13 protein-coding genes are annotated in these 12,724 nt (G+C 70.2%); 7 read left to right on the top strand and 6 right to left on the bottom strand.

The features are described from left to right. Positions 1-39 precede the first annotated feature (39 nt). Entirely contained in the window at positions 40-378 is a 339-nt protein-coding gene (gene fdxA, locus BLW17_RS08330; protein ID WP_036705157.1) for a ferredoxin FdxA, read from the top strand. A gap of 547 nt (positions 379-925) precedes the next feature. Here the strand turns inward: fdxA and BLW17_RS08325 are convergent. Both BLW17_RS08325 and BLW17_RS08320 read right to left on the bottom strand, forming a co-directional pair. Further along, positions 926-1,399, bottom strand: coding sequence for a DUF302 domain-containing protein (locus tag BLW17_RS08325; protein ID WP_052176630.1), 474 nt, complete (start codon positions 1,397-1,399; stop codon positions 926-928). A 26-nt stretch (positions 1,400-1,425) separates the two neighbouring features. Next, positions 1,426-1,905: a thioredoxin domain-containing protein gene (locus tag BLW17_RS08320; RefSeq protein ID WP_074826417.1), complete on the bottom strand. Its 480-nt coding sequence runs from the start codon at positions 1,903-1,905 to the stop codon at positions 1,426-1,428. 122 nt (positions 1,906-2,027) lie between these two features. Here BLW17_RS08320 and BLW17_RS08315 point away from each other — a divergent pair, with 122 nt between their 5' ends. The 3 genes from BLW17_RS08315 to BLW17_RS08305 all read left to right on the top strand — a co-directional run bounded on the left by BLW17_RS08315 (position 2,028) and on the right by BLW17_RS08305 (position 4,063). Continuing rightward, positions 2,028-2,765 carry a cytochrome c biogenesis CcdA family protein gene (locus BLW17_RS08315; protein ID WP_036736296.1) on the top strand — a complete coding sequence of 246 codons (738 nt, stop codon included), beginning with the start codon at positions 2,028-2,030 and terminating at the stop codon, positions 2,763-2,765. Beyond that, positions 2,762-3,316 (top strand): thioredoxin family protein, encoded by a 555-nt coding sequence (locus BLW17_RS08310; protein WP_036736294.1) that lies wholly within the window; start codon positions 2,762-2,764, stop codon positions 3,314-3,316. The genes BLW17_RS08315 and BLW17_RS08310 overlap by 4 nt, the downstream gene beginning before the upstream one ends. Before the next feature lie 237 nt (positions 3,317-3,553). Continuing rightward, positions 3,554-4,063, top strand: coding sequence for a CarD family transcriptional regulator (locus BLW17_RS08305; RefSeq protein ID WP_036704944.1), 510 nt, complete (start codon positions 3,554-3,556; stop codon positions 4,061-4,063). 108 nt (positions 4,064-4,171) lie between these two features. Here the strand turns inward: BLW17_RS08305 and BLW17_RS08300 are convergent, their stop codons facing one another. After that, positions 4,172-5,563, bottom strand: a complete 1,392-nt coding sequence (locus BLW17_RS08300; RefSeq protein ID WP_036736299.1) for a dipeptidase — start codon at positions 5,561-5,563, stop codon at positions 4,172-4,174. A 161-nt stretch (positions 5,564-5,724) separates the two neighbouring features. Between BLW17_RS08300 and hemA the strand changes: the two genes are divergently transcribed. From hemA to ispG, 3 genes are all read left to right on the top strand, one after another. Continuing rightward, entirely contained in the window at positions 5,725-6,954 is a 1,230-nt protein-coding gene (gene hemA, locus BLW17_RS08295) for a 5-aminolevulinate synthase (protein WP_036712175.1), read from the top strand. Positions 6,955-7,065: 111 nt separating this feature from the next. Further along, positions 7,066-8,340 (top strand): helix-turn-helix domain-containing protein, encoded by a 1,275-nt coding sequence (locus tag BLW17_RS08290; protein ID WP_036736292.1) that lies wholly within the window; start codon positions 7,066-7,068, stop codon positions 8,338-8,340. A gap of 273 nt (positions 8,341-8,613) precedes the next feature. Beyond that, positions 8,614-9,783, top strand: coding sequence for a flavodoxin-dependent (E)-4-hydroxy-3-methylbut-2-enyl-diphosphate synthase (gene ispG / locus BLW17_RS08285; protein ID WP_052176628.1), 1,170 nt, complete (start codon positions 8,614-8,616; stop codon positions 9,781-9,783). A gap of 42 nt (positions 9,784-9,825) precedes the next feature. Here ispG and BLW17_RS08280 read toward each other — a convergent pair whose 3' ends face one another. The 3 genes from BLW17_RS08280 to BLW17_RS08270 all read right to left on the bottom strand — a co-directional run bounded on the left by BLW17_RS08280 (position 9,826) and on the right by BLW17_RS08270 (position 12,679). Then, positions 9,826-11,115: a TRAP transporter large permease gene (locus BLW17_RS08280; RefSeq protein WP_074826414.1), complete on the bottom strand. Its 1,290-nt coding sequence runs from the start codon at positions 11,113-11,115 to the stop codon at positions 9,826-9,828. A 1-nt stretch (position 11,116) separates the two neighbouring features. Then, the gene (locus BLW17_RS08275; RefSeq protein WP_036736350.1) at positions 11,117-11,626 is read right to left on the bottom strand and encodes a TRAP transporter small permease; all 510 of its coding nucleotides are present in this window, start codon (positions 11,624-11,626) and stop codon (positions 11,117-11,119) included. A 72-nt stretch (positions 11,627-11,698) separates the two neighbouring features. Continuing rightward, positions 11,699-12,679 carry a TRAP transporter substrate-binding protein gene (locus BLW17_RS08270; RefSeq protein WP_036710383.1) on the bottom strand — a complete coding sequence of 327 codons (981 nt, stop codon included), beginning with the start codon at positions 12,677-12,679 and terminating at the stop codon, positions 11,699-11,701. Positions 12,680-12,724: the final 45 nt, after the last annotated feature.

Genomic DNA, 12,724 nt, shown 5'->3' with positions numbered 1-12,724 from the left:
GCACTGGCCTTCCGACACTGGCCTTCCGAGGAGTGACCGATGACCTATGTCGTGACCGACAACTGCATCATGTGCAAATACACGGATTGCGTCGAGGTCTGCCCGGTGGACTGCTTCTACGAGGGCGAGAACACCCTCGTCATCCATCCCGACGAGTGCATCGACTGCGGCGTCTGCGAGCCCGAGTGCCCCGCCGACGCGATCCGCCCGGACACCGAGCCGGACATGGAGGCGTGGGTCGAGTTCAACCGCAAGTACTCGGAACAATGGCCGGTCATAACCCGCAAGAAGGACCCGATGCCGGGTTACGAGGCGATGGACGGGGTGGCCGGGAAGCTCGAGAAATACTTTTCGCCGAACCCCGGCGAGGGCGACTGATCGGCGGGCGCGCCGGGCGCGCCGCCGGACCGGGGGCTGTCTGCCCCCGGACCCCCGAGGATATTTTCGTCAAGAGAGATGGGGTGTGAGACGCGCGGTCCGGCCGGGCGGCTTAGCCTAGTGGAGGGCCGTGCTGGGTCGCTTCTTCGGCCGAGGAGCGCGAGCACCAGGCACATCCCCGAAGCGGCAACGGCGGCGTCCACAAACATGACGTTGACGGGGGACGCTCCGCGCCCGGATCCTTCGCCGCTCGTGGGCGCGTGCGCGCCGACCCGTTTCCACGCAAAAGGGTGGGCTCAGATCACGGAGCGTCGCCGTCCCCGGTCCCGTCCAGCATCGCGTTGCACGGGCTATCAACTTAGCCGGATGATGCGCCGGGCCGTCTCGAGTCGGCGCTGAGCTCGCCGGCAGCCGGTGGCCTCATATCCGTGAAGTGGCGGTGCATACGACCCCTATCAGCATCGCGTTTAAATCTCAGCGACTCGCCCGAGTGCCGAGCCGGGCTGGCGAGCGCCTGCGCCGACTCAATCCCCGGCACCGCGTCGCCTCACATCCCCGCAGCGGCGGCGTCCACGATCCCGTTCAGCATCGCATTCACGGGCGCCATCGACTCGCCGGGGTAGTGGCGGTGGCCGATCACGACCTTGCCGGGGGCGTCGGCGGCCTCGTAGACGAAGATGTTGTAGGGGCAGTACTGGATGTTGGCGATGTCGGCCTCCATCACCTGCCGCGACACCGCCGCCGAGCAGAACGAGAACGACTCGGCGTGGGTGTAGAGATCCTTGGTGCCGCCCACGTCCGCCTTGGTGCGGGCCAGCATCTCGCCCACGTTGCTGGTCGCGTCGATGACCAGACCGGCGTTGGTGATCGCCTGCTCGACCGAGAACTGCGCGTCGTCGAAGGGGACCTCGACGGTCTTGGTATAGGCGGCCTCCTGCGCCAGCGCGGGGGTGGCCAGCGCGGCGAGGGCCGCGACCAGCGCGGGGCGGAGGGGCAGGCGGGCAAAGGGCAGGCGGGTCATGGCGTCGGTCCTTTCGGGTTGGGGTCTCACGTCGGGTCGGCGGCGGGGGCGGGCGCGGCAGGGGTGCCCTGCGGCGCGGCGGCGTCGGGCGGGACGGCCTCGACCGGGCGCGCGGGCGTGGCGGGGTCCCAGCCGGTCCGGGTCAGCATCTGCGCGAGCATGACCCAGAAGAACTCGTCGCCCGCGTAGCCCTCGATCCGCCCGACCTCGGTGCCCGCGTCGGTCAGCACGAAGGTGGGGGTGAAGACCGGGGCGCGGCCGGTGAGCGTCACCCCCTCGGGCAGCGGGTCGTGGATGTCGAGGCGCACCAGCGGGGCGGCCTGCCCCTCGGCGGTGCGGGGATAGGCGGGGGCGATCTCGGCGTCCCAGCGCTTGCAGTAGCTGCACCCGTCCCGCTGGAACATCAGCAGGCTGCGCTCGGCGGCCGCGGCGAGCGGCTGCACCGCCAGCACGAGGCCGAGCGCGGCGCCGAGGCGGGTGTGGCGGGGCAGACGTGGAGGGAACATATTCCAACCTCGTTGACTGTCTTGACCATCTGTCGCAGCGTCACTTCAACGCCGCAACCCCCCACGGGGTCCGCGGCCTCCGCGCCGGGCAGCCCCCGGACAGCCGGCAGAGGGAGCGGTCCATGCCCGAGATCAGCTATGGCGGCGCGATCCTCGCCGGGCTTCTGTCGTTCTTGTCGCCCTGCATCCTGCCGATGGTGCCGTTCTACCTGTGCTATCTGGCCGGGGTCTCGATGGGCGAGCTGCGCGCCGACGGCGGGCTGAACCCCGGCGCGCGGCGCAGGCTCGTCGCAGGGGCGGTGGCCTTTGCGCTGGGGGTGACGACGATCTTCGTGCTGCTGGGGCTGGGGGCGACGGCGCTCGGCTCGGCGGTGTCGCGCTACCGGACCGAGCTCAGCTGGGTCGCGGCCGGGGTGCTGCTGGTCTTCGGGCTGCATTTCCTCGGCGTGATCCGGGTGCCGTTCCTCTACCGCGAGGCGCGGCTCGAGGGGCCGGCGCAGCCCTCGTCGCTGGTCGGCGCCTATGTGCTGGGGCTCGCCTTCGGCTTCGGCTGGACGCCCTGCGCGGGGCCGGCGCTGGCGGCGATCCTGTTCGTGGCGGCCGGGATGGGCGAGGTCTGGCGCGGCGGCGCGCTGCTTCTGGTCTACGGGCTGGCGATGACGCTGCCCTTCGTGGTGGCCGCGATGTTCGCGGGGCCGTTCCTCGCCTGGGTCGGGCGGCACCGGGCGCTGATGGGGCGGGTCGAGAAGGTGATGGGGGTGATGCTGATCCTGTTCGCGGTGCTGATCGCCACGGACAGCGTGAACCGCATCGCCGCGCTGATGGTCGACAACTTCGACTGGAGTGCGACGACGCTATGAGACGCAAGGCGATGGTGGCCGCGCTGGCGGCGTGGGGAGTGATGGCGGGCGCGGCGCTGTCGGGCGGCGTGCCGGTGGGCGACGACGGGCTGCACAAGCCCGACTGGCTCAAGGACAGTTTCAGGGACGTGCGCGAGGACGCGGCCGAGGCCGCCGCCGCGGGCCGGGTGCTCATGCTGCTGGTCGAGCAGCGGGGCTGCATCTACTGCGCCGAGATGCACGAGACGGTGCTGACGGATCCGCGCATCGACCGGCTGATCCGCGAGCGCTTCGACGTGGTTCAGACCGACCTCTTCGGCGGCACCGACGTGACCGACAGCGACGGCGAGGTGCTGAGCGAGAAGCGCATGGCCGGCAAGTGGGGCGTGACGGTGACGCCGACGCTGCTGCTCATGCCCGCGACGATCCCCGAGGGGGTCAGTGCCCCCCGCGCCGCGATGGCGGTGGTGCCGGGGGTGCTGGACGCCGACCGGATGCTCGCGCTGCTCGACTGGGCGGTGGCGGGCGGGCCCGGGACGGGGCGGACGCTGCCCGAGGTGCTGCGGAAATAGCCGTCCGACCAACGTCGGAGGCGGGCCACACAGAATTACCCCTTCTTTCGAGGGGTGATTCGTGATACAAGGTTGTCACATAAGACCGCGCCGGGTCCATATGGTCGCTGGGCGGTCGTGACTGTCACGCTGGTCGTCTGCCCGACTGGTATCGCCAAAGACCACACGGACCTCAGGGGGGCAAGAGCCCGCCCGAGGTTTTTTGCGCCCGAAGCCGCGCCACTGGAAGGAAACCTGATGTCCAAGAGCAAGAAGAACGAGTTCCGCCCCGATGATTTCGTGGTCTATCCGGCCCACGGCGTCGGCCGCATCGTGTCCATCGAAGAGCAGGAAGTGGCCGGACTCAAGCTCGAGATGTTCGTGATCTCGTTCGAGAAGGACAAGATGACCCTGCGCGTGCCGACCGCGCGCGCGACCGAGATCGGGATGCGCTCGCTCGCCTCGCCGGACCTCGTGGACCGGGCGCTCGAGACGCTGAAGGGCAAGGCGCGGGTCAAGCGGGCGATGTGGTCGCGCCGGGCGCAGGAGTATGAGCAGAAGATCAACTCGGGCGACCTGCTGTCGATCGCCGAGGTGGTGCGCGACCTGCACCGCTCGGACGACCAGCGCGAGCAGTCCTACTCGGAGCGCCAGCTCTACGAGGCCGCGCTCGACCGTCTGACCCGCGAGGTCGCGGCGGTCAGCGGCATCGACGAGGCCGGCGCGCAGCGCCGCGTGGGCGACGTGCTGACGGCGCGCGCAGCGTGAGTTTCGCCTGACGCAGGTTGGTGGGGCCGCCCGGGTGGGGCGGCCTTTTCTTTGGCTCGGGCGGGCGGCCCGCTCGTCGGTACTGGTGCACCAAGCGCCCTTAGCGCCTCACCGCAGCGCCGCGAGAATCCGTGCCCAGGAGCGCGCGCCCTTGGCGAAGCTCTCGAGGTTGTATTTCTCGTTCGGCGAATGGATGCGGTCGTTGTCGCGGCCGAAGCCGATCAGCATCACGTCCACGTCGAGAAGCCGCTGGAAATCCCCCGCGACGGGGATCGAGCCGCCCATGCCGATGAACGCCGCCTCGCGCCCCCATTCGGCGTTGAGCGCCGCGCGGGCGGCGGCGAAGGCGGGGTCCGAGACGTCCATCCGGCTCGCCTGCGAGCTGCCGTGGGGGTGGAACTCGACGCTGCAATCCTCGGGGACATGGGCGCGGACATGGGCCTGCAAGGCGGCGCGGATCGCCTCGGGGTCCTGGGTGCCGACGAGGCGGCAGCTGACCTTGGCGCGGGCCTCGGCGGGCAGGACGGTCTTGAACCCGTCGCCGGCATAGCCGCCGCTGATCCCGTTGATCTCGAACGTCGGGCGGTTCCACACCATCTCGAGCCCGGTGCGCCCCGTCTCGCCCACCGGGTGGCGCAGGCCGACGCGCGAGAGATACTCGCCCGCGTCGAAGCCGAGGTCGTCCCAGTCGGCGCGCAGCTGGTTCGACAGCTCCTCGACGCCGTCGTAGAAGCCGGGCAGCGTCACCCGGCCGTCGGCGTCCTTGATCCCGGCCAGCGCGTTGACGAGGATCTGGATCGGATTCGCCGCCAGCCCGCCGAACATCCCCGAGTGCAGGTCGCGGTCGGCGGCGCGGACGACGATCTCCTCGCCCATCAGCCCGCGGAGCTGGGTGGTGATGGCGGGGCGGCCGTCGGCATACATCCCCGTGTCGCAGATCAGCGCGAGGTCGGTGGCGAACTCGGCGGCATTGGCCTGAAGGAAGGGCATGAGGTTCGGCGAGCCGCTCTCCTCCTCGCCCTCGAAAAGGAGCGTCAGCCCGGCGGGCAGCGCGCCGTGGGCGGTTTTCCAGGCCCGGCAGGCCTCGACGAAGGTCATGAGCTGGCCCTTGTCGTCCGATGCGCCGCGGCCGCGGATCACCGGGCCGTCGGGCGTGTCCTCGACCACCGGATCGAAGGGGTCGCGGGTCCAGAGCCCGATCGGGTCCACCGGCTGCACGTCGTAATGGCCGTAAAACAGCAGCCGCCGCGCGCCCGAGCCGTCCGGCGCGGTCCGCGCCACCACCACCGGGTGGCCCGCCGTCTCGCGCACCTCGGCCGCAAACCCCAGCGCCGCAAGCTCGTCCCGCAGCCAGCCGGCGGCGCGCCGCACCTCGGGCGCATAGGCCGGATCGGTCGAGACCGAGGGGATGCGCAGGAACGTCTTGAGCCGGTCCAGCGCCGCCGGCTGTCCCGCGTCGAGCGCCGCAAGCACCTCGTCCAGGCGTGTATCGTTGGCCATCTGCATCCCTTTCCTGAGCAGTTTCATCGGGTTCCCATGACGACTTTTTGTCGCAACCGGGGAAAATGCGGGTGTTCCTGACGGGCTTTGACCCTTATCAAGGTCTCGCTCGCCCGACCGGACCATGGTCGGACCCAGCTACTGACGCAAGGGAGCCCGCGATGAACTACGATGCCGCACTCGAGCAGGCCATCCAACGCCTGCATGACGAAGGCCGCTACCGCACGTTCATCGACATCGAGCGTCGCAAGGGCGCCTATCCGCAGGCGGTCTGGACCCGCCCGGACGGGTCCGAGACCGAGATCACCGTCTGGTGCGGCAACGACTACCTCGGCATGGGCCAGCACCCGGCCGTGCTCGCCGCGATGCACGAGGCGCTCGACGCCACCGGCGCCGGGTCGGGCGGGACGCGCAACATCTCGGGCACCACGGTCTATCACAAGCGGCTCGAGGCCGAGCTCGCCGACCTGCACGGCAAGGAATCGGCGCTGGTCTTCTCGTCGGCCTACATCGCCAACGACGCGACGCTTTCGACGCTGCGGAAGCTCTTTCCCGGCCTCATCATCTATTCCGACGAGCTGAACCACGCCTCGATGATCGAGGGGATCAAGCGCTTCGACGGCGCCAAGCGGATCTTCCGCCACAATGACGTGGAGCATCTGCGCGAGCTGCTGGCGGCCGACGACCCGGCGCTGCCGAAGCTGATCGCCTTCGAATCGATCTACTCGATGGACGGCGATTTCGGGCCGATCGCCGAGATCTGCGACCTCGCGGTCGAGTTCAACGCGCTGACCTATCTGGACGAGGTGCACGCGGTCGGCATGTACGGCCCCCGCGGCGGCGGCGTGGCCGAGCGCGACGGGCTGATGGACCGCATCGACATCTTCAACGGCACGCTGGGCAAGGCCTTCGGCGTCTTCGGCGGCTACATCGCCGCGAGCGCGCGGATGTGCGACGCGATCCGCAGCTATGCGCCTGGGTTCATCTTCACCACCTCGATCCCGCCCGCAGTGGCGGCGGGGGCGGCGGCCTCGATCGCGTTCCTCAAGACGGCCGGCGGGCAGGAGCTGCGCGACGCCCAGCAGCTGCACGCGCGCATCCTCAAGATGCGGCTGCGCGGGCTGGGGCTGCCGATCGACGACCGCGGCAGCCACATCGTCCCGGTCCATGTCGGCAACCCGGTGCACTGCAAGGCGCTGTCGGACATGCTGCTGTCGGATTTCGGCATCTACGTGCAGCCGATCAACTTCCCCACGGTGCCGCGCGGGACCGAGCGGCTGCGCTTCACGCCCTCGCCGGTCCACGACAGCCAGCAGATCGACCACCTGGTGCGGGCGATGGATGCGCTGTGGTCGCGATGCGCGCTAAACCGCCAAGTCGCGGTCGCCTGAGCCACATCGGCGGTGTTCGGCCTCGCATACCCGTGATAACCTGCGATTAACGAAAGAGTGCCAGATTCGACCGGAAGGGAGATTCGGGCGACGAGGAATGGGGCAGGCGGAATGATCGGGATGCGGGCGCCGGCGACGGCGGACGATTCCAGCTTGGGGCAGGGGACTCCGGCCAATGCGCCGGCGTTCGACGATTTCGAAATGCGCCTCGGCGACATCATGCGCGGCGAGCGGGCGACGATGGGCAAGTCGCTGCTCGACGTGCAGCGCGAGCTGCGCATCCGCGCGTCCTATGTCGCGGCGGTCGAGAACTGCGACGTGTCGGCCTTCGATGCGCCAAGCTTCGTGTCGGGCTATGTGCGGTCCTATGCGCGCTATCTCGGCATGGACCCGGACTGGGTGTTCCAGCGCTTCTGCCAGGAGTCGGGCTTCCAGCCCGTGCACGGCATGGCCCCCGCCGCCGCCGGTCCGAAGCCCACGCGCCGCCCGGCCGACCCGGCCGAGGCGCTGGCCAACCCCAAGGCGCTGTTCATCCCGCAGAAGGAAAGCTTCTGGTCCTCGGTCGAGCCGCGGGCCATCGGCTCGGTGCTGGTCATGGCCGGGCTGGCGTTGGGTCTCGGCTACGGCGGCTGGGCCGTGCTGCAAGAGGTGCAGAAGGTCAACCTGACGCCCTCGGACCAGTCCCCGGCGGTGATTGCCACGCTCGACCCGGTGCAGGACACCGCCGCGGCCGAGCCGGTGGACATGGCCGCGGCCGACCTGCCGCAGCCCGAGGCGCTGGACCGGGTCTATCGCCCGCAGGCGCTGGACGTGCCCGAGCTGACCCCCCGCGACACCCCTATCGCCGCGATCGACCCCGGGTTGCAGGCCGCCGAGACGCCGCAGGTGCGCGAGGCCGCCGCGGACCCCGCCATCGCCGCGCCGTCGGCCGCCCCGTTGCCCGGGATGACCGGGGTGCAGACCGCGATGGCCGGCCCGCAGCCCGAGGGTGCGGCGGTGCAGCCGGTGCGCACGCTCGCCCCCGACGCCCCGCAGGTCGAGATCATGGCCGCCCGCCCCGCCTGGGTAAGGGTCAGCGCCGCCGACGGCACGGTGATCCTCGAGAAGACGATGGACGCGGGCGAGCGCTTCGCGCTGCCCTCGACCGAGCAGCCGCCGGTGCTGCGCACGGGGAACTCGGGCGCGGTCTATTTCGCGGTGAACGGGCAGACCTACGGCCCGGCCGCGCCGGGGCCGCAGGTGGTGAAGAACGTGGAACTCTCGCCGACCGCGCTGACGCAGAAATACGCGCTGGCCGATCCGGCCGCGGACCCGGAACTGGCGAGCATGGTGGCCATGGCCACGGTGCCGCAGGCCGGGACGGCGAACGACGCGCCGGTGGAGTGACCGGCGCGCGGCGGCTGGGCCGGGGTTGAGCGGCGCAGGGGATGCGCTGGGTGGCGGGGTGGGGTCGCCTATCCGCGCTCGGCGGGCTGTACGGTTTTGTTGAATCTAGGCGACGGTCAGAGCGCCAGCTGATTGACACCGCTCACCGCTCACCGCTCACCGCTCACCGCTCACCTCGCTCACCCACCCCCACACCCAGCCCGACCCACCCGCGGTTGCCCCCGGCCTCCGCGGCGCCTATGTCTGGCGCGCGTCAGCGAAAGGCCCCGCGCGATGACTCACAACCCGATCCGCCCCTGGCGCAACATCGACCGCCGGCCGAGCCGCCGGATCATGGTCGGCAACGTCCCGGTGGGCGGCGACGCGCCGATCAGCGTCCAGACGATGACCAACACCGACAGCACCGACGTGCGCGCGACCCTCGCGCAGGTGATCGCGGCGGCCGATGCGGGTGCGGACATCGTGCGCGTCTCGACCCCCGATGAGGCCGCCACGCGGGCCCTGCGCGAGATCTGCCGGGAAAGCCCGGTGCCGATCGTCGCCGACATCCACTTCCACTACCGCCGCGCCATCGAGGCGGCCGAGGCAGGCGCCGCCTGCCTGCGGATCAACCCCGGCAACATCGGCGACGCCGCCCGCGTGCGCGAGGTGGTGCAGGCGGCCAAGGACCACGGCTGCTCGATCCGCATCGGCGTCAACGCCGGCAGCCTCGAACGGCACCTGCTGGAAAAATACGGTGAGCCCTGCCCGGCGGCCATGGTCGAAAGCGGGCTCGATCACATCAAGCTGTTGCAGGACAACGATTTCCACGAGTTCAAGATCAGCGTGAAGGCGTCCGACGTGTTCCTCGCCGCCGCCGCGTACCAGCAGCTGGCCGAGGCGACGGACGCGCCGATCCACCTCGGGATCACCGAGGCGGGGGGCTTGCGCGGCGGCACGGTCAAGTCGGCGGTGGGGATGGGCAACCTGCTGTGGATGGGAATCGGCGACACGATCCGCGTCTCCCTCTCGGCCGATCCGGTCGAGGAGGTGAAGGTCGGCTACGAGATCCTGAAGTCGCTGGGGCTGCGGACGCGGGGGGTGCAGATCATCTCGTGCCCGAGCTGCGCGCGGCAGGGGTTCGACGTGATCGCCACCGTCGAGGCGCTGGAAAAGCGGCTCGAGCACATCAAGACGCCGATGAGCCTGTCGATCATCGGCTGCGTGGTGAACGGGCCGGGCGAGGCGTTGATGACCGACCTCGGCTTCACGGGCGGGGGCGCGGGGTCGGGGATGGTCTATGTGGCCGGGCGGCAGAGCCACAAGATGTCGAACGCGCAGATGATCGACCACATCGTCGAGCTGGTCGAGCAGCGCGCCGCCGCGCTGGCAGAGGCTGGCGCACCGGCCGCGGGGACCGGTCCGGGCGACGCGCCGGTGGCAACAGCGCGCTCGGCCTCCTGACGCCCGCACTCTGGGCGCCGCCGGGGCCGGGGGCGCTGCCCGTCAGGGCAGCAGCGCCTTCACGATCCCTGGGAACATCGTGATCAGCACCACCAGCAGGCAGAGCATCAGGAAGAACGGGAAGGTCATCCGCGCGATGGTGAAGATGCCGCGCCCGGTCAGCCCCTGGATCACGAAGAGGTTGAACCCCAGCGGCGGGGTGATCTGCGCCATCTCGACCACGATCACGAGGTAGATGCCGAACCACACCGGGTCGAGCCCCGCCGCCACCACCGCCGGCAGCACCACCGAGGTCGTGAGCACCACGATCGAGATGCCGTCGAGGAACATCCCGAGCAGGATGTAGAAGAGCGTGAGCACCAGGACCAGCATCGCCTCGCTCAGCCCCAGCCCGGCGATCAGCCGGGCGAGGTCGGCGGGCAGGCCGGAGAAGCTCATCGCCTTGGTGAGGTAGGCCGCCCCTAGCAGGATCAGGCCGATCATGCACGAGGTCTTGGCCGCGCCCACCAGCGCCTCGACGAAGCTTGCCCGCGTCAGCCCGCCCGAGGCGGCGGCGATGATCAGCGCGCCGAGGACGCCCAGCGCGGCGGCCTCGGTCGCGGTGGCGATGCCGGCGTAGATCGAGCCGATCACCGCCACGATCAGCGCCACCACCGGGATCAGCAGCCGCGCGCGCACGATCTTTTCGGTCAGGCTGATGCGCTCGATCACCTGCGGCATGCGCTCGGGGTTCATCAGCGCCCAGATCACGATGTAGCCCGAGAACAGCGCCATGAGCAGCAGCCCCGGCAGGATGCCCGCGATGAAGAGCCGGGTGATCGAGACCTGCGCCGCGACCCCGTAGACGATCATCACCACCGAGGGCGGGATCAGCAGCCCCAGCGTGCCTGCGCCCGCCAGCGAGCCGATGGCGAGCCGGTCGTCATAGCCGCGCTTCTTGAGTTCCGGCAGCGAGATGCGGCCGATGGTGGCGGTGGTGGCCGCCGACGACCCCGACACGGCGGCGAAGATGCCGCAGGCCACCACGTTGACGTGCGCCAGCCGCCCCGGCAGTCGTTGCAGGAACGGCGCCAGCCCGGTGAACATGTCCTGCGCCAGCCGGGTGCGGTACAGGATCTCGCCCATCCAGATGAACAGCGGCAGCGCGGTCAGCGTCCAGTTCGACGACGCCTCCCACGCGGTGGTGGCGAAGATCATCCCGGGCGGCGACGAGGTGAAGGCCCAGATCGTGAACCAGCCGGTCAGGATCAGCGCCAGCCCGATCCAGACGCCGGCGCCCAGCAGGACGATCAGGACGAGGGCGATAGTCAGGGCCTCGATGGAACTGGTCATCTCACTCTCCGTGGCCTTGCGCGTCGCGGTCGTCCTCGGGCACCGGGCGCCCGGTCAGGCGGCGAAACAGCCGCTCGACCAGGGCCACCGCCAGCAGGACCATCCCCACCGCCATCGACAGCTGCGGGATCCACAGCGGCACGGCGAGCAGCCCCTGCGAGACGTCCCCGAACACCCAGCTTTCGCGGACATAGGCGAGGATGTGCCACGCCGCCCACAGCATGAGGCCAACGCCCAGCGCCGTCACCACGGTGTCGAGCACCCGCCGCGCCCCCGCGGGCAGCGATTCAGAGATCACCGTGACGCGGATGTGGTCGCCCGCGTTCAGCGTCATCGGCAGGGCCAGAAACATCGAGGCGGCGAGCATCCAGCCGGCGAAGTCGTCGGCCGACTTGATCTGCGCGCCCATCAGCCGGGCGGCGATCTGGGCGAGGATCAGCGCGGCGATGCCGGCCAGCGCCACGCAGGCCAGCGCGCCCGCGGCACGGTAAAGGAAACGGGTGACACCCATCGGACGGCCTTTGCGATGCGAGGGGCGCGTCCGCCGCCCGGCCGGGCCGGGCCGGGGACGCGCCGGACGGCGTCAGGGACGATAGGCGCGCATGATCTCGGCGACGCCCTCGCCGCCCGAGGCCACCCACTCGTCGGCCATGGTCTTGCCCACCGAGGACAGGTCGGTGACCAGCGCGGCCGGCGGCTCGTGGATCTCCATCCCGTTGGTCTTGAGCGTCTCGGTGGCCTTGGCGTTCGCCTCTTCGGCCATCGCCCAGCCGCGGGTCTCGGCGGCGGCGGCGGCGTCGGTCAGCGCCTTCTGGCTTTCCGGCGGCAGCGCGTCGAAGGCCGCCTGGTTCACCAGCACCATGTTCTTCGGGATGAACGCCCGCAGGTCGTAGTAGTGCTTGACGAAATCCCACGCCTGGCTGTCCACCCCGGTGATCGGCGAGGTCAGCATCCCCGAGATCACCCCGGTCGAGAACGCCTGCCCGATCTCGGCCGAGGCGACCGTCGCCGGGACCGCGCCCATCAGCTCGGCAAAGCGCGCGGTGGTCGGGTTGTAGGCGCGGAACTTGACGCCCTTGAGGTCGGCCGCGCTTTCGATCGGGGTCTTCATGTAGATCCCCTGCGGCGGCCACGGCTCGGCCCACAGGATCTTCAGCCCTTCGCCGGCCAGCTTTTTCTCGTAGACGGGCTTCGAGGCGTCCCACAGCTTCTTCGCGTCCTCGAAGGTGGTGGCGAGCAGCGGCACCGAGTCGGCGGCGTAGATCGGGTCCTCGTTGGCGAGCGCCGAGATCAGCACCTCGCCGATCGGCACGACATTGCGCTGCACCCCGCGCTTGAGGTCGGTGCGCGACAAGAGCACCGCGTTCGACTTGACGTCGAGCGTCAGCGCGCCGCCGGATTTCTCGCCCACGTCGGCGGCGAACTGGCGGATGTTCTCGGTGTGGAAGTTGCCGTCCGGGTCATGCGCGGACATCTGCCAGGTCTCGGCGGCGAGCGGGGCGGCGACCAGCGTTGCGCCGATCAGCGCGCCCGGGATCACGGTGGCGAAAAGACGGTGAAGCATTGGTTCTTCTCTCTCTCCTGTTGGGCGCCGTTTGCGGCGCGTCTT

It is taken from the genome of Paracoccus sanguinis (assembly GCF_900106665.1).
Classification (GTDB): Bacteria; Pseudomonadota; Alphaproteobacteria; order Rhodobacterales; family Rhodobacteraceae; genus Paracoccus; species Paracoccus panacisoli.
Note: the sequence above shows the minus strand (reverse complement) of the source record. Positions and strands in the feature narration are given on the sequence as shown.

Bases quoted from the DNA above. Each gene is read 5' to 3' on its own strand.
- fdxA (WP_036705157.1), top strand. From the start codon at position 40: ATGACCTATGTCGTGACCGACAACTGCATCATGTGCAAATACACGGAT.
- BLW17_RS08325 (WP_052176630.1), bottom strand. From the start codon at position 1,399: ATGACCCGCCTGCCCTTTGCCCGCCTGCCCCTCCGCCCCGCGCTGGTC.
- BLW17_RS08320 (WP_074826417.1), bottom strand. From the start codon at position 1,905: ATGTTCCCTCCACGTCTGCCCCGCCACACCCGCCTCGGCGCCGCGCTC.
- BLW17_RS08315 (WP_036736296.1), top strand. From the start codon at position 2,028: ATGCCCGAGATCAGCTATGGCGGCGCGATCCTCGCCGGGCTTCTGTCG.
- BLW17_RS08310 (WP_036736294.1), top strand. From the start codon at position 2,762: ATGAGACGCAAGGCGATGGTGGCCGCGCTGGCGGCGTGGGGAGTGATG.
- BLW17_RS08305 (WP_036704944.1), top strand. From the start codon at position 3,554: ATGTCCAAGAGCAAGAAGAACGAGTTCCGCCCCGATGATTTCGTGGTC.
- BLW17_RS08300 (WP_036736299.1), bottom strand. From the start codon at position 5,563: ATGGCCAACGATACACGCCTGGACGAGGTGCTTGCGGCGCTCGACGCG.
- hemA (WP_036712175.1), top strand. From the start codon at position 5,725: ATGAACTACGATGCCGCACTCGAGCAGGCCATCCAACGCCTGCATGAC.
- BLW17_RS08290 (WP_036736292.1), top strand. From the start codon at position 7,066: ATGATCGGGATGCGGGCGCCGGCGACGGCGGACGATTCCAGCTTGGGG.
- ispG (WP_052176628.1), top strand. From the start codon at position 8,614: ATGACTCACAACCCGATCCGCCCCTGGCGCAACATCGACCGCCGGCCG.
- BLW17_RS08280 (WP_074826414.1), bottom strand. From the start codon at position 11,115: ATGACCAGTTCCATCGAGGCCCTGACTATCGCCCTCGTCCTGATCGTC.
- BLW17_RS08275 (WP_036736350.1), bottom strand. From the start codon at position 11,626: ATGGGTGTCACCCGTTTCCTTTACCGTGCCGCGGGCGCGCTGGCCTGC.
- BLW17_RS08270 (WP_036710383.1), bottom strand. From the start codon at position 12,679: ATGCTTCACCGTCTTTTCGCCACCGTGATCCCGGGCGCGCTGATCGGC.